The organism is Desulfosoma profundi (assembly GCF_055387865.1).
Genome location: NZ_AP042420.1, coordinates 3,086,184 through 3,110,235, shown reverse-complemented (window position 1 = coordinate 3,110,235; position 24,052 = coordinate 3,086,184). Strand labels below are relative to the sequence as shown.

General features: G+C 56.8%; 19 protein-coding genes and 1 pseudogene. 9 read left to right on the top strand and 11 right to left on the bottom strand.

Annotated features, from left to right (window positions below; translation table 11 throughout):
* Positions 1-110: 110 nt before the first annotated feature.
* Positions 111-737, top strand: a complete 627-nt coding sequence (locus ACZ5K9_RS13410) for a TetR/AcrR family transcriptional regulator (RefSeq protein ID WP_464271834.1) — start codon at positions 111-113, stop codon at positions 735-737.
* 54 nt (positions 738-791) lie between these two features.
* On the opposite strand, the gene ACZ5K9_RS13405 is transcribed toward ACZ5K9_RS13410, so the two are convergent.
* Positions 792-1,847: a methyltransferase domain-containing protein gene (locus tag ACZ5K9_RS13405; protein ID WP_464271833.1), complete on the bottom strand. Its 1,056-nt coding sequence runs from the start codon at positions 1,845-1,847 to the stop codon at positions 792-794.
* 302 nt (positions 1,848-2,149) lie between these two features.
* Positions 2,150-2,590, bottom strand: a complete 441-nt coding sequence (locus tag ACZ5K9_RS13400) for a pyridoxamine 5'-phosphate oxidase family protein (protein ID WP_464271832.1) — start codon at positions 2,588-2,590, stop codon at positions 2,150-2,152.
* A 249-nt stretch (positions 2,591-2,839) separates the two neighbouring features.
* Here ACZ5K9_RS13400 and ACZ5K9_RS13395 point away from each other — a divergent pair, with 249 nt between their 5' ends.
* From ACZ5K9_RS13395 to ACZ5K9_RS13380, 4 genes are read left to right on the top strand one after another with little or no spacing between them, the layout of a single operon-like run.
* Positions 2,840-3,859 (top strand): DctP family TRAP transporter solute-binding subunit, encoded by a 1,020-nt coding sequence (locus ACZ5K9_RS13395; protein WP_464271831.1) that lies wholly within the window; start codon positions 2,840-2,842, stop codon positions 3,857-3,859.
* 29 nt (positions 3,860-3,888) lie between these two features.
* Positions 3,889-4,368 carry a TRAP transporter small permease gene (locus tag ACZ5K9_RS13390; protein ID WP_464271830.1) on the top strand — a complete coding sequence of 160 codons (480 nt, stop codon included), beginning with the start codon at positions 3,889-3,891 and terminating at the stop codon, positions 4,366-4,368.
* A 9-nt stretch (positions 4,369-4,377) separates the two neighbouring features.
* On the top strand, positions 4,378-5,667 hold the full coding sequence (locus ACZ5K9_RS13385; protein ID WP_464271829.1) for a TRAP transporter large permease: 1,290 nt from the start codon (positions 4,378-4,380) through the stop codon (positions 5,665-5,667).
* Positions 5,668-5,699: 32 nt separating this feature from the next.
* Positions 5,700-7,169 carry a cryptochrome/DNA photolyase family protein gene (locus ACZ5K9_RS13380; RefSeq protein WP_464271828.1) on the top strand — a complete coding sequence of 490 codons (1,470 nt, stop codon included), beginning with the start codon at positions 5,700-5,702 and terminating at the stop codon, positions 7,167-7,169.
* Between the two features lie 8 nt (positions 7,170-7,177).
* Here the strand turns inward: ACZ5K9_RS13380 and ACZ5K9_RS13375 are convergent, their stop codons facing one another.
* The 3 genes from ACZ5K9_RS13375 to ACZ5K9_RS13365 form a co-directional block, all read right to left on the bottom strand.
* Complete coding sequence (locus ACZ5K9_RS13375; RefSeq protein ID WP_464271827.1) at positions 7,178-7,513, bottom strand: hypothetical protein; 336 nt, start codon at positions 7,511-7,513, stop codon at positions 7,178-7,180.
* A gap of 343 nt (positions 7,514-7,856) precedes the next feature.
* Positions 7,857-9,458 carry a sigma 54-interacting transcriptional regulator gene (locus ACZ5K9_RS13370; protein ID WP_464271826.1) on the bottom strand — a complete coding sequence of 534 codons (1,602 nt, stop codon included), beginning with the start codon at positions 9,456-9,458 and terminating at the stop codon, positions 7,857-7,859.
* A gap of 55 nt (positions 9,459-9,513) precedes the next feature.
* Positions 9,514-10,128, bottom strand: a complete 615-nt coding sequence (locus ACZ5K9_RS13365; RefSeq protein WP_464271825.1) for a hypothetical protein — start codon at positions 10,126-10,128, stop codon at positions 9,514-9,516.
* 85 nt (positions 10,129-10,213) lie between these two features.
* Here ACZ5K9_RS13365 and ACZ5K9_RS13360 point away from each other — a divergent pair, with 85 nt between their 5' ends.
* Positions 10,214-10,855 (top strand): hypothetical protein, encoded by a 642-nt coding sequence (locus ACZ5K9_RS13360; RefSeq protein WP_464271824.1) that lies wholly within the window; start codon positions 10,214-10,216, stop codon positions 10,853-10,855.
* A gap of 231 nt (positions 10,856-11,086) precedes the next feature.
* On the opposite strand, the gene ACZ5K9_RS13355 is transcribed toward ACZ5K9_RS13360, so the two are convergent.
* The 4 genes and pseudogenes from ACZ5K9_RS13355 to ACZ5K9_RS13340 all read right to left on the bottom strand — a co-directional run bounded on the left by ACZ5K9_RS13355 (position 11,087) and on the right by ACZ5K9_RS13340 (position 17,106).
* Complete coding sequence (locus ACZ5K9_RS13355; protein WP_464271823.1) at positions 11,087-11,377, bottom strand: PG0541 family transporter-associated protein; 291 nt, start codon at positions 11,375-11,377, stop codon at positions 11,087-11,089.
* Positions 11,378-11,385: 8 nt separating this feature from the next.
* Positions 11,386-14,474 (bottom strand): annotated as a pseudogene (locus tag ACZ5K9_RS13350) (efflux RND transporter permease subunit).
* Positions 14,475-14,574: 100 nt separating this feature from the next.
* Positions 14,575-15,714, bottom strand: coding sequence for an efflux RND transporter periplasmic adaptor subunit (locus ACZ5K9_RS13345; protein ID WP_464271822.1), 1,140 nt, complete (start codon positions 15,712-15,714; stop codon positions 14,575-14,577).
* Positions 15,715-15,735: 21 nt separating this feature from the next.
* Positions 15,736-17,106 carry a TolC family protein gene (locus tag ACZ5K9_RS13340; protein ID WP_464271821.1) on the bottom strand — a complete coding sequence of 457 codons (1,371 nt, stop codon included), beginning with the start codon at positions 17,104-17,106 and terminating at the stop codon, positions 15,736-15,738.
* Positions 17,107-17,657: 551 nt separating this feature from the next.
* On the opposite strand from ACZ5K9_RS13340, the gene ACZ5K9_RS13335 reads away from it, so the two are divergent.
* Entirely contained in the window at positions 17,658-17,843 is a 186-nt protein-coding gene (locus tag ACZ5K9_RS13335; RefSeq protein ID WP_464271820.1) for a hypothetical protein, read from the top strand.
* 158 nt (positions 17,844-18,001) lie between these two features.
* Positions 18,002-18,904 (top strand): TIGR01777 family oxidoreductase, encoded by a 903-nt coding sequence (locus ACZ5K9_RS13330; RefSeq protein WP_464271819.1) that lies wholly within the window; start codon positions 18,002-18,004, stop codon positions 18,902-18,904.
* A gap of 223 nt (positions 18,905-19,127) precedes the next feature.
* Here ACZ5K9_RS13330 and hutH read toward each other — a convergent pair whose 3' ends face one another.
* Together hutH and ACZ5K9_RS13320 are read right to left on the bottom strand one after the other, a co-directional pair.
* The gene (gene hutH, locus ACZ5K9_RS13325) at positions 19,128-20,654 is read right to left on the bottom strand and encodes a histidine ammonia-lyase (protein ID WP_464271818.1); all 1,527 of its coding nucleotides are present in this window, start codon (positions 20,652-20,654) and stop codon (positions 19,128-19,130) included.
* Between the two features lie 12 nt (positions 20,655-20,666).
* A complete protein-coding gene (locus ACZ5K9_RS13320) occupies positions 20,667-21,644 on the bottom strand; it encodes a bile acid:sodium symporter (RefSeq protein ID WP_464271817.1) in 978 nt (325 codons plus the stop codon).
* Between the two features lie 643 nt (positions 21,645-22,287).
* Here ACZ5K9_RS13320 and ACZ5K9_RS13315 point away from each other — a divergent pair.
* A complete protein-coding gene (locus tag ACZ5K9_RS13315; protein WP_464271816.1) occupies positions 22,288-24,051 on the top strand; it encodes a gamma-glutamyltransferase family protein in 1,764 nt (587 codons plus the stop codon).
* Position 24,052 lies beyond the last annotated feature (1 nt).

Below are 24,052 nucleotides of genomic sequence, written 5' to 3'. Positions count from 1 at the left end.
CATGCAGATGAAGACATGACCGTTTCACCGGTGACGGCAGAAGACCGGAAAATGAAGCCGGAAGGGTCTCGGTCACGGCCTCCAACTTATAGGCGCTCGAGGTGGGTTCGATGAAAGTGAAAAACGATTCTCCCCAACGACAGCACAGAAAAGCTACGGTTCTCAGCGGACGGAAAGCTGAAATCGTTGAAACCGCCTTAAGGCTGGTGAATCAAGAGGGAATGAAGCGATTGAGCGTCATTCGGCTTGCCGAAAAGTTAGGGGTGGTCCCTTCCGCCCTGTATCGCCATTATCCGAACAAAGATGCGATCTTGGATGCCGTCCTCGAGCTGGTGGGGGAACGTTTGGCGCAACATGTGGAAAAGGTCCGCCGGGAGCACTTCTCGGCTCTGTCCCGATTGGACGCCTTGCTGGCCCAGCACGTCTATTTCATCACATCCAATCAAGCCATTCCTAGAATTCTGTTTTCGGAAGAGATCATCGGCGATGCGGACCGACGGCGGGCTCGGCTGGGGGAAATCATCCATAGCCACGTGATGCGGATTGCCGACATCGTCCGCGAAGGGCAGCAGGAGGGAGAGATTCGTTCCGATGTGCCGGCGGAAGCCGCCGCCGTCATGTTTCTCGGCATTGTTCAACCGGCGGCGATTTTGTGGCATGTGAGCGGTGGTCAATTCGATTTTTCCCAACACGCCCGAACAGCGTGGAAACTCTACCGTCAATGCCTCACGCCTTGAAACGAGACCGCCGTCTTCACGGCGGTCCCTTCGTCATAATCTATTGAACCCTGGCTAATCCTCGTCGACGATGCTCTCTTTAAGGGCCCGAAGGTGGGGGACGGGTACCGGCAAAAGCACGTCTCGGTCCGGATTGTACATCATCCGGTAGGAGAAGCCTCGGTTCCCCTGGGCTTCCATAACGCTCCACCCCCGAAGGAGATACGGACAGGCGTCATTGAAACAAATGTACATAAACTCGTTATCCCATTCGGTGAAGGGAGTCTGCGGGATCTTCCACTTTTTCATGCGTTCCCCGCAATAGGGACACTGGAGGGTCCGACTCACCCGGCGTTTCCGCTCCTCGAGCTCCTCGGGAGACACGGGCTCGCCGGCGCTTAAAGCCACCACGGGTCGCTGTCGGCGGCCTTTAGGCATCCCCTTCTTTTCCGCCCAGACGGCATAGATCGGGTCGCTGGGAATCCCAAGATGGGCGTATTTGTCGTCCGCGGGACGAGGCTTACCCTTAGCGACAATCACGTGGGTGTCCCCGAAGTCCGCTACACTGGAGAAAAAATCCTCCACGAGAATGATCCGCTCTTCCTCACTGCTTTCCCGCCAAACCTTCACGGCCTTTTGGGGGAACATGCGGTTGGAAAAAATGACCAAAAACATTCCTCCCGGCTTCAGAATCCGGGCCACCTCCGCAAACACCTGAAAAGGCCGAGTCATGTAGTCCACGGACACCGTATTCAAGACCACGTCGAAGGTGGCGTCCGCAAAAGGTAATACGGGATCTGCGTTGAGATCGTGGAGGACGTAACGGGTGAGCGCTTTGTTGGCCTTAAGTTCGTTCTCGTTGAGTCCAAGCCCGACCACTTCCGTCGCGCTGACGTTGCCTGGGATATGGGAGTCCCAGCCGGCCATGAGATCCAAAATCACCGGATGATCTTCGATGATCAAAGTCCCGATGATTTGTTCTACGGTCTCCAACGCCGTCCGGTCGAGGTGGGAAACGAACCGGTCTGTCTTGTAAAAGACCGCATCATCCGTGTCGTCCAGCCTCTGAAAAGCATCCTCGCTGTAAACCCACCGGTGAATCTTCTCTTGAATCGCGTTTTTTCCAGCCATGCCTTGCTCCTTTCGTGGGGTGGACAAAGACCTGTCGGGGGTTTGTCCGATGACAAAGGAAAGCATCCTCGACGGGCATGGCAAGGGGGGCATCTCCGAGAAGATTCCCGGAAACGTCATCAAGGCGTTTCTCTGTGGCTGGGAAAGATCGCCAATGCCCGAATGGGTTTCAAGAGCCGCGGTGTTATCCACACAAAAGGCTTCTTCGCAACCGGGCGGCATTTATGCCGTTCTCTGAGAAAATAATCCGCGATGTCCCTTTACCTACGCGGTTTTTCAGGAGTGCAGGTCGGCTACCTTTCTCAGCCCGATGTCACCGTGATATGGGTCGCCTTTTCCGGCCCTTCCAGAAGAAGCAAACCTTTGACCTTCACCGCAATGGTGGCCGAAAGAGGGTCTTCCAATAATCTGCGGATCTGAGGATGCCTCTCCCCAAGGCGTCGGCGCACCTCGTTGTCTTCGGCCGCGTCTTCTATAGGGCTGGCCAGTCCTTCCACGGTGACGGAACGGATGCGGGACCGCTCCCCCGGATTCTGCACTCGAGTGTCCACAAGGAGACTGACTCGGGGATTCACCATAAGATTTTGAAATTTTGTGGTATCTTTCCGAGTGGCCATATAGACGGTCAATCCGTCTTCATCCGTCACATAGGCCATCAAGGAACAGTGGGGCTTGTGGTCGCGGCAGGTGGCAAGAACGCACATGTCGTTGGATTTCAGCAGAGCCGTCACTTTCTCCAACATTGTCGACTCCTCTTTTCGCGGTGTTTGCCAAGGTGCTGTTCGTCCGAGCATAGCGAGCCGGCCGATGGAGTGCAAGAAAAGGCGCATCGCCAAAAGGCAAAGACGGTGTTGACATTCGGTCACGCTCAAGGCACCAATGATCACGGCATCCGTTCCGGCCCCAGGCGATGCCAAGGCTCTACGGGGGAACAGGATGAACCGGGCAGATCGGTGTTATCCCGCCAACACGACAAAAAAGGAGGCTCAACCATGAAAAAACACGCGGTGTGGGGGATCCTGGCAGTATTCGTCTTTTTATCTCTGGCGCCCATTGTGGGGATGGCTGGAACCTACAAAGACGAATACAAAATGAGCATCGTCGTGGGCCCTAAGGGACCGTGGGGCGAAGGGGCTCAGAAATTCGCCGATCTCGTGAACGAAAGGACCAAGGGGCGCATTAACATTAAGTGCTACTTCGCGGGTCAGCTTTTTGCGGGCAAACAAACCAATGAATTCATGCTCATGCGTCAAGGGGTCATCGATTTCGCCCTGGCTTCCACCATCAACTGGTCCCCTCAGGTGCCTTCACTGAATCTTTTTGCGCTTCCCTTCTTCTTTGAAACCTATGAACAGTTGGACGCCGTGAAAAACGGCGCACCCGGTCAGGAACTCTTCCGCCAGATTGAAGAACGTGGAGTCGTGCCCCTGGCGTGGGGTGAAAACGGATTCAGGGAGCTGACCAATCGTCTGCGGGCTGTGGATTCTCCTGACGCCCTCAAAGGTCTGAAAGTCCGCGTCGTGGGTTCCCCGATTTTCATTGACACCTTTCGTGCCTTGGAAGCCAACCCCATCAACATGAATTGGGGCGAAGCCCAAACGGCTTTCCAGCAGGGCACGGTGGACGGGCAGGAAAACCCGGTGAATGCGGTCATCATCCCTTATCAGCTCTGGCAGGTCCACAAGTACATCAGCCTCTGGCACTATGCCATTGATCCCTTGATCTTGGGGGCCAGTCAAGAAACATGGAAAACGTTCTCGCCCGAGGACCAAGCAATCCTCAAACAGGCCGCTTTAGATGCGTGCGCCTGGGAAGTCCAACAGGCCCGCCAGGGACTTCAGGGGGACATGGCCGCTTTGCAGACCCTGCGGCAAAACGGCATGGAAGTGACAGTCTTCACACCCCAGATGCGTGCCGCCTTCCGAGAGAAGACCCGCTCCGTCTACAATGATTGGAAGGAAAAGATCGGGGTGGATTTGGTCCAGCAGGCTGAAAAAATTCTCGGGCGTTAAACCCTTCACGGGAATCAAGGTTCAAGCTCATGAATCGGACGAGGCTGCTGTGGCTTCGGGATCATTTCGAGGAAGCCGCCTGCGCTTTCCTCCTGTTATTCATGGCCGTTGTGGCATTTGTCAATGTGGCCCTCCGGTACGGCACGAATTATTCTTTTGCTTTTGTGGAAGAGGTGGAAGTGAGCGCGCTGGTCTATCTCACCGTGTTCGGGAGCGCCTCGGCGTTCCGCCGAGGCCTTCACCTCGGGCTGCATTTTGTCTTTGTCCGATTTCCGCTTCCGGTTCGGCGTGGGGTGTTGATTTTCACTATGCTCTTGGTCGTCCTTGTGTTCGGCACCCTGACATATTATGCGATTCTCCAGATGCGCGATGAGGTAGAGTTGAACACCCTCTCCGAAGCCCTTCAAGTGCCCCAATGGACCTACACGCTGGCAGTCCCTTTAGGAAGCCTGCTGATCATTGTGAGAGCTTGGCAACGCACCCGGGTTCTGTGGCACGACCATGGCTAGAGAGTGAGTATGGATCCGGCTTTCTGGCTTTTTTTCGCCTTCTTGGTGTTGCTTTTCTTGGGCATTCCCATCGCGGTGGCCTTGGGTGGTGTGGCCATTTTCATGATTTGGTATTTCAACCTCGGCATCCCAGTGATTTCGTCTAATTTTTATGCCGGCATCGCCAAGTACCCTCTCTTGGCCATCCCGTTTTTCATCCTCGCGGGGATGATCCTGGAACGTTGTGGGGTCTCGCAAAGATTAGTTCACCTGGCAAGCCTTCTTGTCGGATCCCTCCCCGGGGGATTGGCCATTGTGGCCATTCTTGTTTGTGTGTTTTTCGGTGGGGTGAGCGGGTCCGGACCTGCCGATGCCGCCGCCATGGGCGCAGTCTTGATTCCCGCTATGGCCCGAAAGAATTACGCGAAAGATTTCAGCGCCGCTCTCATCGCCGCCGGGGGCTCCACCGCCATCGTTGTGCCTCCAAGCATCGCCTTCATCCTCTATGGCGTCATCACCACCACGTCTGTACCCGCTCTTTTCGCAGCAGGGGTTTTTCCCGGCATCCTCGCCGGTCTGTCCCTCATTCTCCCGGCCTACTGGATCTCAAAAAGCCGCGGGTACATGGGGGAACGACGCGGAAGTTTTAAGGAAACGGTCAAAGCCTTTCGGGAGGCCTTTTGGGGACTGGCCGCCCCTTTGGTCATTTTAGGAGGCATCTACGGGGGCATCTTCACCGCTACGGAAGCCGCCATCGTGGCCGTCTTTTACGGCGTGTTCCTTGGGTTCGTTGTCTACAGGACCCTAACCTTCAAAAGCTTTTATGAGATTCTTGTGGATGCCGCTGTTTCCTCTGCGGTCGTTCTCCTCATTGTCGCCTTGGCGGGTCTTTATAGCTGGGCGGGAGCAACCCTTGGGATCATGGAGAAAATCGCCCGATCTCTATTGAGCCTTTCAACCCATCCCGCGGTGGTTTTAGTCCTCGTGAACCTGCTCATCTTTATCGCCGGGATGCTCCTGGACGCCATTTCCATCTATTATGTCTTCCTCCCGATTCTGCTGCCCATTATGACCCATTTCGGTTGGGATCCCCTGTGGTTCGGCGTGGTCATGACTCTCAATCTGGCCATCGGCCAGTTCACGCCCCCTGTGGCCGTCAATCTCTACGTGACAACCAACCTTGCAGGCATTTCCCTGGAAAAGGCCTCCTTAGCGACAATCCCGTTCATTATCGCCATGGTTGCGGCACTCGTTGTGGTTGCTCTGTTCCCGGCCCTGAGTTTGTGGCTGCCAAGAGTCTGGGGGCTTTACGGGGGGTGACCCTCCCCGACAATCCTCTGAGGTGTGCGGTCATGCATGATGTGGATGTCCCCCATGAGCGGGTCCGTACGGTGAACGGACAGGAGGTGCGGCCGAACGGGGATTATGTCGTTTATTGGATGACGGCGTACCGGCGCGTTACGGGAAACTTCGCTCTGGACCGCGCCGTAGGTTGGGCGATCCGATTGAGAAAACCCTTGGTGATTCTCGAAGCCTTGCGCCTAGACTATCCTTGGGCCAGCGACCGCTTCCACTCCTTCATCCTTCAAGGAATGCAAGAGAATTACGCCGCAGTCCGTGCTACAGCGGCGACCTACTATGCTTACGTGGAAAGAGCCGCCGGAGAAGGAAAAGGGTTGCTGAGCACGCTGGCCAAAGGCGCCTGTGTCGTCGTCACCGACGATTACCCTGCTTTTTTCATCCCCCGGATGATTGAAACGGCGGGTCGGAAAATCGATGTGCTTTTGGAAAAGGTGGACAGCAACGGCCTCTTGCCCTTGGACGCCCCTGGCAAGGTTTTCGGCACCGCGTTTGCCTTTCGACGGTACTTGCAAAGTGTGCTGAGAAAACACCTGGACAGCCCACCCCGGGAAAACCCCCTGGCTTCCTTGCCCCCTCCAGGGCAGCCTCCAGATCTCGCCCGCCTTTATCAGCGCTGGGTCCCTCTGACAGAACAGGACTTTGATCGGATCCCCGAGCTGGTGTCCACGTTACCGGTGAATCACAGGGTCGGGGCATGTCTCCTTCGGGGTGGATCCGAAGCGGCCGCAAGCCGTCTTCATGAGTTCCTCAACCGCAAATTGTCACGTTACGCCGAGGACCGCAACCATCCCGACCAAGACGCCACAAGCGGCCTTTCTCCCTATTTGCATTTCGGCCACCTGAGCTCTCACCAAGTCCTGGCAGCCGTCTGCCGTCATGAAGGATGGACACCCGATAAGCTCGCCGCACAGGCCACAGGATCGCGCCGGGGATGGTGGGGCATGAGCGATGGGGCCGAGGCGTTCCTGGATCAGCTTGTGACGTGGCGGGAGTTGGGCTTTAACCTGTGCCGATTTGTTCCCCGTTACGACGCCTACGAGTCCTTACCCTCGTGGGCTTTGGAAACCCTGGAAAAACACGCCGCGGATCCTCGGCCCTATGTTTATCCACTGGAACAGCTCGAGAGTGCCGCCTCCTACGACCCTGTCTGGAACGCCGCCCAAAGGCAACTTCTGGAAGAAGGAGTGATTCACAATTACCTTCGCATGCTTTGGGGGAAAAAAATCCTGCACTGGACGGCATCTCCCAGGGATGCGTTGGAAATCATGATTGAACTGAATAACAAATACGGCTTGGACGGCCGGGACCCAAACTCCTACAGCGGTATCTTCTGGATCCTCGGCCGCTATGATCGACCCTGGGGCCCAGAGCGCCCCATCTTTGGAAAGATCCGCTACATGTCCTCGGAAAACACGATTCGGAAGATTCGCATAGAACAGTACTTGGCACGCTATCGGTAGAACACGGCTCATTCGCTCAAGGCATAGTTCCTTTCGTTGTAAGCCTTGATGAGGAAGTATCTCATCTGCGTATCTTTCGCCTTGACACGCCTTTCTGTCATCGTGCTCACCAATTTGGCCTTATTCACCCGATAATATTCCGCCTTTTCTTTTGCATCCTGCGCACAGTTTCTCAAGACTTCGGACCGGCTGTTTTCCATCCCCGATTGTCTTTCGGCCTGGACGATCAGCTGGTCCACGCACGCCTCATAGGCCGCCGTCTCCGGAGTCTCCGCCCGGAGAGCCGTCGGCGCAAGAAACATCACCGCGGCCGATGCACAAATCCAAAATATTTTCGTCTTCATGGGGTCCTCCTCGTTTGGGTTCTTTGGGTCGGACAAGAGCTTTGAGTTCCCAGACATGGATCACAATGTATGCCAAGCCTTCAAAACCCAGAGGAAAGCCCTGAAGAGCCGAAAGCGTCTTCGGCGCAGGGAACACCGTATACCCAAACGACTCACGTCACCGGCAACCTCGCTTTCACCCTCCTGGGTGGATACGGCGTCGGCGGCTCATGGAAAAGGCCCGGTTGGGCGCCCGAACACTTCGCATGTCATTGAAGTGTCATTGAAAAAAACGATTTTCTGTCCTTCGGAGATTGGCGGGACCTATTACGGGAGTGCTCTGGCAACGAGGTCGTCAGGATGCCTATTGAGTTGACTTCTTTTCGGGCCCTGCCAATCCATAGCGCTTCATATTTTTGGCGAGCCCATACCGGCTTAAACCCAACTGTTTCGCCGCTTGTGTCTTGTTGCCTCCGCAACATTTCAAAGCTTCCATCACGGCCCTTCTTTCGACATCTTCAACAAGCCTCCGGATCCTCCCCTGAGGCCCCTCCGGGAGCAGCATGTCAAAATGCCGGGAGACTTGAGGGCTTAAATGTTCCATTCGGATATAATCTCCCTCCTCCGCCAGGACCACCGCTTGTTCGATTTCGTTTTTCAGCTGACGGACATTTCCTGGAAAGGGATATTTTTGGAGACACTCCAAGGCTTCACGGGCGATACCCCGCAGTTTCTTTCCATATCGGCGGCTGGCCCGTTCCATAAAGAAGCTGGCCAATAGCGGAACATCCTGAGGCCGCTCCCTTAACGGGGGCAGCGCAATCCGAAACACGTTGATGCGATAATACAAATCCTCACGAAACAGCCCCATGGCCACGAGGTTTTCCAGGTTCCTGTGAGTCGCCGTGATCAACCGGAAGTCCACCGCACGCCCCTGGTTGCAGCCCACGGGCCGCACCTCTCCTGTCTCCAGAACCCTCAAGAGGGCTTTTTGAATAGAGGCGGGCATATCTCCAATTTCATCCAAAAAAAGGGTTCCCCCGTGGGCTTTTTCGATGAGTCCGACTCGGTCACGTTCGGCGCCGGAAAAGGATCCCTTGACGTGGCCAAAGAGCTCGGATGCGAAAAGATTCTCGGGAATAGCGGCACAGTTTTCCGCAATAAAAGGGCCTTTGCTCCGAGAACTGTTTCGGTGCACCATCCTTGCAAGCAAATCTTTGCCGGTTCCGGATTCCCCCACCAGGATCACCGTCACGTCGCAGGCTGCCGCCCGCCGGCACAGATCTAAGGTCTGCTGCATCTTTTCGCTCACGCCGATGACCGTGCCGAATTCTGAGCATTCTCGAACGGTTCGTTCCAGCTGGGCCTTTTCATGAATGACTTCGCGCAACGCGGCTCTGCGTCGTCGCGCCGTTTCCTTGAGTTTTTCATGGGCGTTGGTCAGTTGTTGCAGGAGCAAGGATTTTTCGAGGGTAACGGCAAAAAAAATGGCCACAGCCTCACCTAAGGCGATGTCGCGGTCGTTAAAACACCCAAGGCATTTGTTAATGCACTGCATAACCCCGATCATGGACCCCTTGGATCGGATCGGGATCATCAGCATGTCCGTCGTCTGAAGCCCGGATTTCTCGTCCACATGACCGCAATGTCGAGAATCCCACCGCACGTCGGGGACAATCTCATAACGGCCGGTCACATAGACGGCTCCCGCAAGACTCGTGTCTATGGGGACTTTGATCTCCGTAAGATCTGAGCTCCAGAAAGTGGGATCGTTGTCATACCACGCGAGTTGCAGATGTTTTCCATCAGGACATGGCATCCATATGGACACAGCCTGAACCTCCAGGAGGCGGCGCAATTCCGGAAGGATTTCACGCGCAAAACCTTGCGGGTCCCTATGGGCTTGGAACGCCTGTGCCAAGCATGTGACGAAACGTTCCTTGGAGGGTTCATTTTCCCCAAACATGGCAAAGCTCCTTGATTTTCAGTCACAATGCTCGGTGTTCGAAGGGGAGAAGCAGTCAGTCCGAAACGCAGAAAGCTGCCATTGATATTTGTATATTATCAAAAAGAGCGTCAAAGGGCACTTCTTTGTTTTCTAGGAACACTTTTCGGGGTTTCTCCCTACCCGATCGGTTCCAGTCACGCAGGCACTCCAAAGCGTGTTCCTTTTCCAAGAGAATCCCCCGTCGAAGCAGCATCGGCCCCAATTCGGGGATCAGATGGTTGAAAAGTTTGATGCGCACGCGCTGAGGACCGGTCGCTCCCACGGAAGGCCCATGAACCGGACACCTCCGGTCATGCCGCAACACGCTCAAAGGACTGTTCTTCCTAAGGATCGCTCCCGCAAGTCCCGGCATGGGTCCCGAAAGTGCTAAAACATCGCCCTCGAGCAGGCATGATGTTTCCAAATCGTCCAGAGGGATGCCGTTCAAAAAGACGGTCCCGACACGTTCTTCGATGACTTCTCGGGAAAGACCCCATTCCCGGGTGAGCAGGCCACCCACGGTGGTCTGCGCAGGGACAACCACCCACACGCCCGCCTGAAACCATGGGAAGAAGGCCCCCACAACATCACCTCCATGCAGCTCGATATGGCACACCGTCTCCGTTGCTTTTTCGGGCACAAGGACCATGGCATCCCTTTCCGGAAAATGTTAAGGATAAGCGACAGCCCGAGGCCGTCCCGGCCGGGGCACTCCATGAACAAAGGAGCTCCCCATGACCCAAATTTTTGGCTACCATACACCGCACACCATCCTTTTGGCCACAGACAGTTTGGCCCTATGCCCGGATTCCAGAGGGGGATGGGAGCGGAAGACGGTGCGAAAGATCGTCCCTCTTTCTCCTTCCGTCCTCATCCTTTCGGCAGGGTCCGGTATGGGGCTGGCGTTGAGCCATCAATTCGCCGAGGTGGTCCGTGCTCAAGGGCTTTGGGACGTGGAGAGCATCTTTCCTCGGGCGTTGCCTTTCGCCCGTGCCCAGGCGCCGCTGATGAAAGAGAGACCGGATTTTTCCATTCGCCCGGAAACTTCCCATCTGGACCGATACTACATCCTGCTGGCGGGAATCTCCTTGCGCTCGGATCCTCCGTCAGCCCATTGGTTGCTGCTCGGGGCGGAATCCGCCCAGGAGCCTGTGGAACGCCTCGCCTTGAGTTCCGCCCTGGCCATCCCTCGTCACCTGGGATTCGAAGTTCGAGCGAGCCGGCTGTCGGGAGCCCCGGAAGATCTCCAGACCATGGAACAACTCATGGGAGAGTTATTGCGTCGTCGAGCCGCAGACACTCAAGATGCCTCCCCGCCTTTTTATATGCTGCGCATCGATGCGGCGGGCATTAGCCAGTGGGAACTTCCCCCATAGCCGCACCCTCCTTGGGAGCCCAGTCCCAGCCAGCACCCGCCGAAGCCATGGCCACAGCCTCAGTTCCATGACCTTATGGGAAGGGGGATGAACGCTGAACCGAAGGCGATAGTTCGCAGGATTCAATACGGCACTGAGATCGCACCGGCCCATTGGAAAGTGCCGATTTGTGTTCTTTAAAGGCTTCGGGCATGGTGTCGCCGATTCAGGGCACAACTTTAGCTCTTCGTCTTAGCCGTCGCCGACGCGTTCTGCGGAAGTTCGGAAAATTTCCATACCCCGGCCGCCGAGCTTCTTTCTCAAATCTTGCAAAGACCTTTTGAGGTGTGGGCTTTCTTCGTCGGGAACGACGACCACCACGGCGCAATTGTAGCCCGGCCAGACGGCGTTATCCATTCTGGGGACGGCGTGCGGGCCTTTGCCCAACACGCGGTCCCACTTGGTAAACCCTGTAACACAGCAACGCTCCAAGATTTCCGTAACATCCTCGTCAAAGGCCGCATCGTAGAAAATCCAGTACATGTCCATGGTCACCTCGGCACGCCGGCGGCTTCCGGCGCTTTGGCGGCTTGGCGGCGGCTTTCCAGAAGATAGTAGAAGGTCGGCACCACAATTAGTGTCACCGCGCTGGACAGGGTCAGACCTCCCAACATGGTGATCCCGAGTGGATTCCACGTCTCTGCGCCGACACCAGTGGAGACGGCCATAGGCAGCATCCCGAAAAATGTGGTCAAAGTCGTCATGAGGACCGGCCGGAGGCGGTTGCGCCCGGCTTGGGTGACCGCTTCCATCAGATTGAGGCCTCTTTTTTCCAAAAGGTGCGTATAATCCAACAAGACGATGGCGTTGTTGACCACGATGCCCACCAGCATCACCACACCCATGAAGGAGACCACGCCCAGGGTCGTTCCGGTAAAGTAAAACGCATACAAGACCCCGCTCACTGCAAAAGGCACCGAAAACATGATGATCAGAGGGTCTCTGAGATTCCCGAAAAGAGAAGCCATCACCATATAGACCAACACAATGCCAAGGATGAAGAGCGTGGTGAGTTCCCGGAAGGCTTTCTGTTGCTCTTCCACGTCGCCCCCGAAAGAGAGGCTGATCCCTTCGGGGATGTCCATGGCCGCCAAACGTTCCCGGATCTCCTCACTGGCCGAGCCCAGGGAGCGCCCGAGCAGGTCGGCTTCCACCTTGACGATCTTCTGCCGGTTCTTGCGCTCGATCTCAATGGGACCGCTGCCTTCCCGCAACGTGACGAAATTCTTGAGCTCCACGACACGGCCGTCCGGCAGAGGCACAGGGGAACGAAGAAGGTTTTCCAACCGGTTCTTGTCCACTTCCGTCAATCTTGTGAAGATATCGAAACTATCCCCTGCATCGCGATACAAACTCGCTTCTTTACCGTAGAAAAAGTTTCTTAAAATCCCGGCCACCTGAGCGACCCGGAGCCCCAGGGCCGCCGCCTTTTCCCGATCGATGATCACCCACAATTCTGGACGTGGCGGCTTCTGACTGATTTCCACGTCCACCAGTCCTTGCATCGACAAAAAGATTTTTTCAATTTTTTGCGCTGTTTCCATCAGGGCATCCATGTCCGGACCCTGGATTTCCAAGGACACGGCTTTCCCCCGCCCTTTCAAGATTTGGGCGATCGGATCCTGGGCGCTCACCATAATACGGCTGATACCCGGAATCTTGACCACCTCCTTTCTTAAAAGGGCGGCGATTTCTTGGGCGCTCCGCTCACGCTTATCCCGATCCACCAATTTGAAGCCGATGGAACCCACATTGGCGCCTTCCTCAAAGCCCAAAGCCACTCCGATCCCTTCCTCGGACTGCCCGGAAAAAGCATAGGAATGTCGAAACTCTTCAGGTTTCACGACCTTCTCGATGTTGTCCAGAATGGCCTCGACCACCCGATTGGTCTCTTCGATGCGTGTCCCTTCCGGAAGTCGAAAATCCACGAGGACGTCCCCGCTGTCCACCTCCGGCATAAAAGACGTCGACAAAAACGGCAGGAGAGAAAGGCTGCTCACAAAAATGGCGCAAGCAAGAAACAGCGTGGTCTTCCCGTGCTGCACGGCCCAAGAAAGGCAGACTTCGTAGCTTTTTTCGAGCTTCTGGAAAGCCGCTTCGCTCCACTGATACAAGGCGCCCACGATGCCGCGGTGGCGCCCCGGCTGAAAGTGCCTCCGGTGAAGCCATTGAGAGCATAGCATGGGGGTCAAAGTCAGTGCCGTAAAGAGGGACGCGCCCAGAGTCACCACAATGACGAAACCCAACTGCTTGAACATGATGCCGGCGAGCCCTGTAAGAAACATGAGGGGCACGAAGACCACCACGGTGGTGAGCGTGGAAGCCGTGATGGCCAAGCCCATTTCGCTCGCCCCAAACATCGCCGCGGAGGTCCTCCGGCTCCCCCGCTCCATGTAGCGGACGATGTTTTCTAAGACGACAATCCCGTTATCCACCACCATGCCGGAGGCGATGGCCAAGGACATCAGCGAAATGAGGTTGATCGTATAACCGAAAAGAAACAGCAAGATAAACGAAAGAATAAGCGAAAAGGGGATACTCAAAGCGATGATGAGTGCGGACCGGATTTGCCGAAGAAAGACGACGGTGACGAGAACCACCAGGGCAATGCCGTAATACAAAGTGCTGCGCAGGTTTTTGATGGAGGTGAGGATGTTTTCCGCGGTCTCCATGACGATGTGAATCCGCACATCACTGGGCAGACCCTTCTGTATCTCTGCAATTTTGGCACGGACCCTCCGGGATACCTCCACGGTGTTTTGGCCCGTCTGTTTTTGCAAGATGAGCACAATGGCCGGGCGTCCGTCCCCCCAACCGTTCAATTCCATGGGCTTAAAGTCATCTTCCACGCGGGCGACGTCCCGCAGATAGATGGGGCGCCCTTCAAAAAACCCTACCACCGTCGCTTGCATTTCCCGGACATCGGCAAACCGCGCCGGCACTCGGACAAAGTATTCTTTCTGCCCGGCCTTAATCGCCCCCGCCGGGATATTGACGTTTTCGGCCGCAAGCACGCGATTGATCTGGTCTAGGGCCAACCGGTATCCCTGGATCTTCTCCAGGTCGAAATAGACATTGATCCGGCGCCTTAAACCACCGTAGAGCTGAATCGCCCCCACGCCAGGCACCCTTTTGAGCTCGTCCGAGATGCGCTTGTCCACGAGATGATACAACCGCGGCCAACTGGTGTCTCCCGTCACCGTAATGAAAAAAATAGGTGCCGTGGCACTGCTGAACTTGTAGAGCATGGGGGCTTCAGCATCAGGGGGAGATCTCTCTTGGCTCTTTCCAACCAGTCGCGGATGTCGTTGGTCGCCACCGACAAATCGGTCCCCCAGTTAAAACGGCACACCACAACGGAAAGATTGTCCAAGGATTTGGAGGTCAAGGTATCTAGGTTGCTCACGGCGTTAACCTGATCTTCGATGACCTTGGTCACCTCCGTTTCCACATCCGAGGCACTGGCCCCAGGCCATGTGGTGAGGATGGTCACCACCGGCGGGCTGATGTCGGGAAACATGTCCACACTCAGGCGAAAGAGAGACATGATTCCAAGGAGAAGGCCCGCGGAGAGGAGCATCAACGTGGCCACGGGCTGACGAACGGCAAATTCGGGCAGTCGCATGATCCGCTATTTCCACCTTACAGGAAGCTCCATCCGGGGTCGCTCTTGGGCTCCCTTAGGATGCCTCGACGGCCGTGATCTCTACAGGTGAGCCGTCCACAACCCGGTTTTGGCCCCGCACGATCACCGGCTCTCCAAGGCGCACCCCTTCCACCACCTCCACTACAGTTTCCTGCTCCAGACCGAGACGCACATTGCGCATGCGGGCCTTCCCCTCTTCGATCACAAACAGGTAAGGCTGTCCCGTTCCCGGCAGGCGCACTAAAGCGTCTCGATCAACCACCAAAGTTTCCCGGGTTTTTAGAGGAACCGTCACGTGGGCAAACATGCCCGAACGCAAAACGAAATCAGGGTTCGGCACGTGCAATTCCGCCATGGCCGTGCGGGTTTTCGGGTCCAGCACCGGGGAGGTCACCATCACGGTTCCTTCAAAACGTTGCCCGGGAAAACCATCCAGCCGGCAAAAGCCTTTCAGGCCCGGCTGAAGCAAAACAAAATCTTTTTCCGGGACGTGAAAGACGACCTTGAGGACCGTTTCGTCCGTGATGCGGACTATGGGCCTTCTGACGTCCGTGAGGTTTCCCGGGTCCACATAGCGTTCCGCCAGGATGCCGCGAATGGGTGAATGCAGGAAAAAATCGCGATGAACTTCCCTCAGGGCTTTCAATGCGGCTTGCGCCTCCGCCAGGCGCGCCAGGGCCGCCCGGTGTTCTGCCTGGATGTGGTCCAGCCTCTGTTTCGCGACAGCCTGATGGCGGTAGAGGTTTTCAAACCTCATTTTGTCTTTGTCCAATAGTTCCACCTGGATCCGCGCCGCCTCCACCGCAGCTTCCGCTTGTCGAAGGCGCGCCGCTACTTCCGCATCGTCCAGCTGAGCGACCAGGGCGCCTTCGACCACCGGTTGACCCCGGTCGAAAAACACCTGCTGGATTTTTTTTCCGGGCACCGCGGGATAGAGATAAACGTCTTGAATCGGCACAAGATCCCCTGTGGTCTTGATGGCTTCCTCAACGAGAGCCATTCGGGCCGCACGAACGGCTACGGGCACAACGGCGGCCACCTCCTTGGTTTCCGAAGGTCTCGACCGCAAACGCACGATATTGAAACCGCTCACCATGAGCAGAACCGCTGCCACCCCGAGAACGAGCACCGTGGCACCGCGTCGTTTCGGCTTCTTCGTTGCCTTGTCCTCCACGCCCAACCCCCTCCTTACGGCTTACGGCGCCCGACGGCCGAGAGCGCGATCCAGTTCCGCCTGGGCAATAGACCGGCCGTAACGGGCCGCGTAAAAATTCGCTTCGGCCTGGGTGAGATATGTTCTTGCATCCAGCACCTCGGTAACCGTGGTCACCTGCTGTTGATACTGCAAGCGCGTGATCCTCAGGTTTTCCTTCGCCTGTTCAAGGGCCTTTCGGGCTGTCTGGATATTTTCTTCAGCCACTTCCAGGTCTGCCAAGGCGGCTTTGACTTCCAGTCGGACGCTGTTTTCGATGTCCGCCAGTTTTTCCTGAACCGCCTTAAGGGTGTGGCGCTGGCGGAGCACCTGTGACCGGGTCCGGCCCCATTCGAAGATGGACCAATCCATCCGCATCCCCACGGCGGCCGTTTCCGGGTTTCGATAGTCATTTTCCTCCCCCAGGGGATCCTTCCCAGTCCTTTCGTAAGTTCCCACAGCAAACAGCTTGGGATACAGATCGCTTCCTGCCAGCCGGACGGCTTCCGTCGCCTTCTGGACTTCCAATTTCAAGATGGTCAGTTCCGGCCGGGATCGTTCGGCTTCGGCGAGGAGATCCTCGAGAGGGGGCGATTTTGCCGTCGGTGGGGACACATCTTCCAAACGGACAGGCTGCGAAAGATTCCGCCCCAACAGGCGGTTCAAATCCGCGGAAGCAATTTCCAGATCTTTTTGGCGCCTCACTAGGACTTGCTGGGCTTGGGCAAGCGCCACTTGGGATTTCAAAACATCGTTCAGTGGAATCAATCCCTGATCGTAAAAGCGCTGGGCATCCTCCACGTGTGCGCTCAGTTGCTCCACTTCCTCCCGCGCGACGTCAAGGTAACGCTGTGCCAGGAGAACCCGGTAATACGCCGTCTTGACATGCTTGATGACATCCAGGACGGCCATTTCTTTTCGAACTTGGGACACCGAAACGTCCAAGGCGGCGATCTTCTTTTTTGTAGATAGGGCAAAGCCGGTGAAGAGGGGCTGGGTTAGTGTCATATCCCACGTATAGGTCCCACGGTGGCCCATATCCACTTGTTGAACGCCCAGATTGGTTCGAAAGATGGCGTAAGGATGGTCTTCAAGGCGGAAAAATTGGTAGTGCGCCGATAGGGAGGGTTTCAAGGCGGCCTGGGCGCTCTTTTCCTCGTTCATAGCCGCCTTTTCCAGCTCCTCCGCCTCCCGGATGAGGTGATGGTTCGTCAAGGCTTCTTGGAGGGCCGATTCCAGGGTCAGGGAATCGGGCGATATGTCGTTCGCCCTCAGTGCCGAGGGTATCGGCGCAAGGGACAAGAATGTCAGAATCCCCCAGAGACCCACAAAAACTTTGGTCCTGATCCCCAGAAAAGACGGCCTCCCCTTCATGGAGCCTCCCCCTGCCCCTGCAATCTTCCCCGCAGATGTCTCAGCGAACGATAGGGGCACGGGACCCCGTGCCCCTGCACCGCGCGGACGCCGTTTTAGCCGACATCCCTCATGCTTCATGGACTATTTTGCCAGCGTCGTCAACGCCTACAATGGTCTTGCGGTCTGCGCCGGCAGCACACAATTTTTCTTTTGACGAAGGGAGCTAATATCGTGTATGAGATAGCGGTTGCGCGTCGTGGCATCGACCGAGCCGCATGGGATTGCACGGCATGAATCAGAAGAAGTCTCGGGCCTTCCATTCCTCGAAAAAAGTTCTTGACGTCCCCTTTCACCTAGGTTACATACCGCCGCCCTCTGAGAGGGCCAGTTTATTTCCTTGAGTCTGGAGGAACATTTATGGACGTGGCGTGCTGGGCCATCGCCGCTGCAGGGTTTCTTCTTTTGGGGATGTTGTGTAAGCGTTCCGCCGATCGGTGAGGGACACACATGTGATCGAAAAAAAGTTGGTTTGACCCCGGAATATTTTTGATTCTCCACAGGAGGTCTGGATGATGCGACAGTCTTCCCAGCGGTGTGCCGCTTCCACGCCCCAGCCTCTCCCCAACCCCGTGAAATGCAAGGAAGGCAAAGGGCTGCGCAATTTTGACTGCCTGCACTATGACGACTGTCTGGATAAAGCCGCCAAGGGGATGTGGAGCGGCTTTACGTGCGAAAAGTGCGCGTACTTTCAATAAGTCCGTCAGATCTGGCCGGAAAGAACCCGCCTCTCCCGAGGCGGGTTTTTTTGTGCCATTCGCCGTTCTCTATTGGAGCGCCCGATTTTCCGGGTTATTTTCCATGCCGTGGGTGATCAAACCGCATCGGCGAAAATAACGAAAACGAGGAGCACGCCATGAAGATTCTCATCACCGGAGCTTCGGGTTTTGTGGGCACCCAACTCTGTCTTCGCCTCGTCGCCCTCGGTCATGAGGTCACCGGGATAGGGCAGGGGCCGAAACCCAGTCCCGCTATGCCCTCCCAAATGCATTACATTTCGGCGGACACCACCCAAAGCGGTCCATGGCAGGATGCCGTGGCCGACCAAAACGTGCTGATCAACCTCGCCGGCGCTTCCATTTTCCGAAGGTGGACGGCCAAATCGAAAGAGCTGATTTATCAGTCTCGGATTCTCACCACCCGTAACCTCGTGCAAGCCATTCCGGAGGGATCTTCCATTACACTCCTCAACGCCTCAGCTGTCGGCTATTACGGCTCTCGGGGTGATGCCAGTCTGACGGAAGACGAACCGCCCGGTTCCGATTTCTTGGCTTCGGTCTGTGTGGATTGGGAAGCCGCGGCTTCGGAGGCTCAGACGAAAGGCGCCCGAGTGGTGTGCATGCGATTCGGCATCATTCTCGGCAAAACGGGCGGGGCTCTCGGCCAGATGATCCCGGCTTTTAAGCGTTTTGTGGGTGGGCCTTTGGGAGATGGCCGCCAGTGGTTCTCCTGGATTCACATGGAAGATCTCCTCGGGGCCATGCTGTTCGTCATGGACAAGGAAGCCATCCACGGGCCGGTCAATTTCTGTGCTCCGAACCCCGTGCGGAACGAAACCCTGGCCCATGTCCTCGGCAAACTGCTTCATCGGCCCAGCTTTCTGAGAACCCCGGCCGTGGCCCTCAAATGGATTCTCGGGGAATTCGGCTCGGTGCTCCTTGAAGGTCAAAGAGTGTTTCCCGCCGTGCTCTTACGGCATGGCTACACGTTTCGGTATCCTGAAATCGAAGGGGCCTTGGCGGAAGTCCTCAAAACCTAGTTGAGATCCATTCGTGCGACTAAGCCCACCACTCCGCCATCCCAAGCCCTCTGAACTGTGCTCGTGAAGAAACGCCGACCGGTCCCGGCGTGCTCACGGAACCGGTCTGCGCTGCACTTCGCGGTGCCGATCGACGGGCGCCCGTAGGTATACGCGCTTTGTCCGCGGGGACGAATCTCTCAACAAAGGCGTTCACGGAATCTCCCAGGCCACAATCCCCACCTCAAGGGTGCAAAGGTCCGATCTCGGCCTCCACAGCCCGCACGAGCCTCCCGCTGCGGATCAGTTCCACCACCGCGTGGATATCGGGGGCGAGCACCCGATCCTGATCCAGATGAAAAACCCTTTCACGGACACACTTGTAGGCCGCCAGGGTTCCAACTCCCGGTTTCATGTTGGTGAAAAGATCCAGAGCCTGGGCACCACATAGGAGTTCGATGGCCAGCACGGTTTCCACGTTCCGCAAAATATCCCGGCATTTGCGCGCCGCAAAAGTCCCCATGCTCACGTGATCTTCTTTGTTGGCTGACGTGGGGATGGAATCCACGGACGCGGGATGGGCCAAGGTCTTATTTTCCGAAACCAGTGCCGCTGCAGTGTATTGCGCGATCATGAAGCCGGACTGGAGCCCTCCTTGGGAAACTAAAAACGCCGGGAGCCCGCTCAGTTGAGGATTGACGAGCCGCTCAATCCGCCTCTCTGAAATGTCGGCCAGTTCGGCCAAGGCAATCCCCAAAAAGTCCATGGCCAAGGCCACCGGTTGACCGTGGAAGTTGCCGCCGAGGAGCAAGTCACCGCTGTCGGCGAAAATCAGAGGATTGTTGGTGGCCGAATTCATTTCGATTTCAATGACTTCCCGGCAGTACCGAATGGTGTCCTTGGAGGCCCCATGCACTTGGGGGGAGCACCGCAAGGTGTAGGCGTCCTGAACTCGAGAGCAATCTTTATGGGAAGAAATGATTTCGCTGTTGTGAGTGATTCGGCGCATGTTGTGGGCAGCTTTGGCTTGCCCGGGGTGGGGCCGCACGCGGTGGATTCTCGGGTCGAATTCCATGCGGCTCCCCATGAGCACTTCCAAGCTCATAGAGGCGGCGATATCTGCGATTTTGGACAGATTTTCGGCATCGTGAACGGCCAGTGCCCCCAAGGCGGTCATGAGTTGCGTGCCGTTGACAAGGGCCAAACCTTCGCCGGCTTCGAGATCCAAGGAATCCCACCCCAGCCGTTGCAGCGCGATCCGGCTGGGCAGCCTTTCCCCGTGGAGCAGCACCTCCCCGAGGCCGATCAACGGGAGAGCCATGTGGGCCATGGGAGCCAAGTCGCCGCTGGCCCCCACAGACCCTTTTTCAGGAACCACGGGCAGAACGTCGGCATTCAAAAAATCCCGCAACCTTGCAGCCGTTTCCCAGCGAATGCCGGAATGTCCCCGGGCCAAATCCTTCAAGCGCAGAGCCATTAGGGCACGCACCTCATCGGGCGCCAGTTCCGGGCCCACCCCGGCGGCGTGACTCATGAGAATGTTGCGCTGTAAAATCCGCACGTCCCGCTGAGAAATGACCACATCGCTTAAAGCCCCGAAGCCTGTGGTGACGCCGTAAACGACACGGCCTTTGGCAACCCAGTCCTCCACCAAAACCCGGGCTTTCATGATCCTCCGTCGGGCGGCTTCGGTGAAGTCCACGGGCACCTTTCGGCGGGCTACAGCCGTCAATTGTTCCAGAGTCATGCCGTCTTTATCCAGGAAGACCATCGTGCAACCTTCTTAATGCGCTGAAATCCGGCGGGTGGCGTGGGTCATGAAGCCGAGCAGGAACCCGTCCATGACAAGATGCAGCAGATGATGGCACACACAAAAAACCAAGGCTTCTCCATATTGGGGAAATACGGCCGTTTGAATGAGTACCGAAAGCGGCAAGGTCTTTTGACCTCCCATGAAGATCACGGCCTCCCGTCGGCCAGGCGACAGTCCAAATCCTTTGGCAGCCAAAAAAGCGGCGACGAGAAGGCCTCCATGGAAAACGATGGAGAGGGCGATCACGCCGGGCATCCACCCCAGCCCACCCATAATCGTGCCTCGCGAACTCGACAAGCCGATCCAGACGATGACGATCACCAAAAAGGTGTTCACGGTCCCCGGACTCGGGCATCTCACCGATTGCAACCAGGATAAATACGGGCGGCGCATCACCATCCCCATGGCGAGAGGCAGCAAAACCCAAAAGGCCAAAGTGCCCGTGAGGGCTTGTGAGTCAAAAACAGCGGCAGATTCGAGAGCTTTTCCTGTCAGAAACTTGAGGATCAGCGGTGTCGCAAAAACGGCCGCCGCATTGCCAACAACGGTAATGAGAAGCGCCGTGGCGGGATTGCCCCCGGCCGAGCTCGTCATGACCACCCCGCTGCTCAGGGTGGTCGGCATGGCGGCAACCAAAAAAAGGCCGACGGCAAGACCCGTTCCCATGGGCCATTGGGCCAATGTGAACGCCCATAAAGGGGCAACGCCGAACATCAGGCCCAGTGCGAGGACACACGCCTTGAAATCCAAGATGCCTCGAGAAAGATTTTCTCTCTCCAAAGCGAGTCCCGAAAAGAAAAAAATCCCCGCAATGACGACATCCGGGCCGTGATGGGCTCTGAGCCATTGTCCCCACCGGACGCTTGTCTCGGTGGCATCGGCCAAGGTGAGCGCCGTCACCAGCATAAGACCAGCCACAAAGCCGTGGCGCCGAAAAAACGAGAGCATGGAAACTTGTCCTTCCCCCCTTCTCAACCGAGGTCTCTTTCCCGCCAACAGGTTCGACCGTGAAAGGATGTCCAACGCCGTCCAGAAAATTCACGCCACCACCAGAAAGGGCACTCTCTGGGAAACCCATGCGCCAGCGGGAATCGATCCGCAAACACCGGACAACGGCGAAACCGTCCCGTCAGTCCGCAGGGGGCTCACATTCAAGCGCACATATAGGGAGGCGGCTGGGGCACCCGAGGCAGGAACGCCTGCCTTGTTCACCCCAAAAGGTTGATCGGTCGAGCACCTTATCACCCGTCGGCACTAGGGTCTGTCTACCGTGTGCAGCCTACCGACTCACTTCTATATGTCACGCCACGGCGAACAGTCCAGACTTGAAATCTTAGCTCCTTTCGAGTAATGAAGCCGAGTGTCGGTATCAAGCCCGCAATGCAAGTACTTCAGATTTGCCAAAGGATGAGCTGGGTTGCCACTGACAGCGGAACCCTCACGACCTCGCTCTGGACTTCCTGTCGCCACCGCGATCCTCCGGCTCACCTTGCAGAGTCCCAAATTTAAGTAATGTGCTGTTTCCCGATCATCCGGATCCATCGCTACCAGGCGAGCACCGGAACGGATACCAGTGGGGAGGATTCCGGTTATGCGCACGTTCGGCAGGACCCAGGGGACGAGTTCTGACGTGCAGCCGGCCATGGGATTTCAGGGGGCCGCGGCCACCGAACATTATTTGTCGGCCCAAGCCGCCATGGAAGTGCTCAAGGCCGGTGGAAACGCTTTTGACGGCGCCGCAGCGGCCGCCTTTGTGGAAAGCTTGGTGAATCCCCACATGTTCACCGTGGGCGGGGAATGTCCCATGGTGCTTTACACGGCCCACGACGGGGCGGTCACCGTGGTGAACGGCAACACCCAAGCGCCCGCACAAGCCTCACTGGAAGCCTACCGAAAACGAGGCATTGAGCTGATCCCGCCACAAGGCGTGCTGGCGGCCGGGGTTCCGGCGGCCGTCGCCGCTCTTTTGCGCATGCTGGAAGAATTCGGCCGTCTGAACCTCCACGACGTTTTAGCGCCAGCTCGAGCGCTGGCTTCCTCAGGCTTCCCCGTCCATGAGGGTCTTTTGGACATGCCTCGCTTCGGCATTCGTGAGAACGAGGAACTCTTCCGCACACAGTGGCCCGCTTCCGCCGATCTCTACCTCACGTCAAACGGCCATCCTCCGCCTCTCGGTTCGCGCCTCATCAACCTCGCCTACGGGCGCCTGTTGGATTATTTGATGGATACGGCCCGCCGGTTCGGTGAGGACCGCAAACGGGGCATCCGTGCCGCGGTCAATGCCTTTTATCAAGGGGATATCGCCCGGGAGATCGACCAATTCGTCCGGGAACGCGATGGTTTTCTCACCCGGTCCGATCTCGAAGGTTATGAAACCCTGTTCGAAAAACCCGTGACGGTCACCTTTAGAAATACGCAGGTTTTCAAGTGCGGTCCTTGGTCGCAAGGTCCCGTATTTCTTCAGATGCTTCGCCTCTTGGAAGGTTTCGATCTGGAGTCCATGGAGTGGAATTCCGCGGCTTATCTCCACACGTGGCTCGAGGCCGCCAAACTGGCCTTTGCGGACCGAGAACAATACTACGCGGATCCACGGTTCGTCCACGTGCCGTTGGATGCACTTCTCAGTCCGTCCTACGCCGAAATTCGGAGAAAGCTCATTGACGTGAACCAAGCCAGCAGGTCTCATCGTCCCGGAGACCCCCGAAACGCCCAGGCGCTCCTGTCTCCCGAGTCTGTCTTTCAGTGGAATTCATGGGGATACGGAACCGTTCATGTGGCCGTCGCCGATGCCTTCGGCAACCTCGCGGCACTTACCCCAAGCGGCGGCTGGATTTCAGGCAATGAGGTCATTCCATCTTTAGGTTTCCCATTGGGGACAAGGCTCCAGACCTTTTACCTTGACCCGGCCCATCCCAACGTTCTGAGCCCGGGGAAACGACCCCGGACCACCCTGACGCCCTCTCTCGCCTTTCGCGACGGTATGCCGTGGATGGCTTTCGGCACCATGGGCGGAGATCAGCAGGATCAGTGGACCTTGCAATTTTTCCTTTATCGAGTGGTCTTCGGCATGGATCTCGGTGAGGCCATTGCCGCTCCAAAGGTCTGTTCGGACCATTTTCCCGGCACGTTCTACCCGCACGAGGCTTATCCGGCACGTGTGCGCATGGAATCCCGGTTTCCAAAGGACACACGACACCTTTTACAATCTCTTGGTCACGAGGTGGTCGTGGAAGCCCCGTGGAGTTTGGGTTTTATTTGTGCGGTTTCCCTGGAAAAAGAAGGATTATGCATTGCCGGAGCTGACCCGCGGGGACATCGCAGCGGTGTCTTTCCCGCATGCGCCTTGGCTTGGTGAG

Excerpts from the sequence above, each read along its gene's own strand:
- ACZ5K9_RS13315 (WP_464271816.1), top strand. The coding sequence starts at position 22,288 with ATGCGCACGTTCGGCAGGACCCAGGGGACGAGTTCTGACGTGCAGCCG.
- ACZ5K9_RS13385 (WP_464271829.1), top strand. The coding sequence starts at position 4,378 with ATGGATCCGGCTTTCTGGCTTTTTTTCGCCTTCTTGGTGTTGCTTTTC.
- ACZ5K9_RS13360 (WP_464271824.1), top strand. The coding sequence starts at position 10,214 with ATGACCCAAATTTTTGGCTACCATACACCGCACACCATCCTTTTGGCC.
- ACZ5K9_RS13320 (WP_464271817.1), bottom strand. The coding sequence starts at position 21,644 with ATGCTCTCGTTTTTTCGGCGCCACGGCTTTGTGGCTGGTCTTATGCTG.
- ACZ5K9_RS13340 (WP_464271821.1), bottom strand. The coding sequence starts at position 17,106 with ATGAAGGGGAGGCCGTCTTTTCTGGGGATCAGGACCAAAGTTTTTGTG.
- ACZ5K9_RS13400 (WP_464271832.1), bottom strand. The coding sequence starts at position 2,590 with ATGTTGGAGAAAGTGACGGCTCTGCTGAAATCCAACGACATGTGCGTT.
- hutH (WP_464271818.1), bottom strand. The coding sequence starts at position 20,654 with ATGGTCTTCCTGGATAAAGACGGCATGACTCTGGAACAATTGACGGCT.
- ACZ5K9_RS13335 (WP_464271820.1), top strand. The coding sequence starts at position 17,658 with ATGATGCGACAGTCTTCCCAGCGGTGTGCCGCTTCCACGCCCCAGCCT.
- ACZ5K9_RS13405 (WP_464271833.1), bottom strand. The coding sequence starts at position 1,847 with ATGGCTGGAAAAAACGCGATTCAAGAGAAGATTCACCGGTGGGTTTAC.
- ACZ5K9_RS13330 (WP_464271819.1), top strand. The coding sequence starts at position 18,002 with ATGAAGATTCTCATCACCGGAGCTTCGGGTTTTGTGGGCACCCAACTC.
- ACZ5K9_RS13410 (WP_464271834.1), top strand. The coding sequence starts at position 111 with ATGAAAGTGAAAAACGATTCTCCCCAACGACAGCACAGAAAAGCTACG.
- ACZ5K9_RS13395 (WP_464271831.1), top strand. The coding sequence starts at position 2,840 with ATGAAAAAACACGCGGTGTGGGGGATCCTGGCAGTATTCGTCTTTTTA.
- ACZ5K9_RS13375 (WP_464271827.1), bottom strand. The coding sequence starts at position 7,513 with ATGAAGACGAAAATATTTTGGATTTGTGCATCGGCCGCGGTGATGTTT.
- ACZ5K9_RS13380 (WP_464271828.1), top strand. The coding sequence starts at position 5,700 with ATGCATGATGTGGATGTCCCCCATGAGCGGGTCCGTACGGTGAACGGA.
- ACZ5K9_RS13355 (WP_464271823.1), bottom strand. The coding sequence starts at position 11,377 with ATGTACTGGATTTTCTACGATGCGGCCTTTGACGAGGATGTTACGGAA.
- ACZ5K9_RS13390 (WP_464271830.1), top strand. The coding sequence starts at position 3,889 with ATGAATCGGACGAGGCTGCTGTGGCTTCGGGATCATTTCGAGGAAGCC.
- ACZ5K9_RS13365 (WP_464271825.1), bottom strand. The coding sequence starts at position 10,128 with ATGGTCCTTGTGCCCGAAAAAGCAACGGAGACGGTGTGCCATATCGAG.
- ACZ5K9_RS13370 (WP_464271826.1), bottom strand. The coding sequence starts at position 9,458 with ATGTTTGGGGAAAATGAACCCTCCAAGGAACGTTTCGTCACATGCTTG.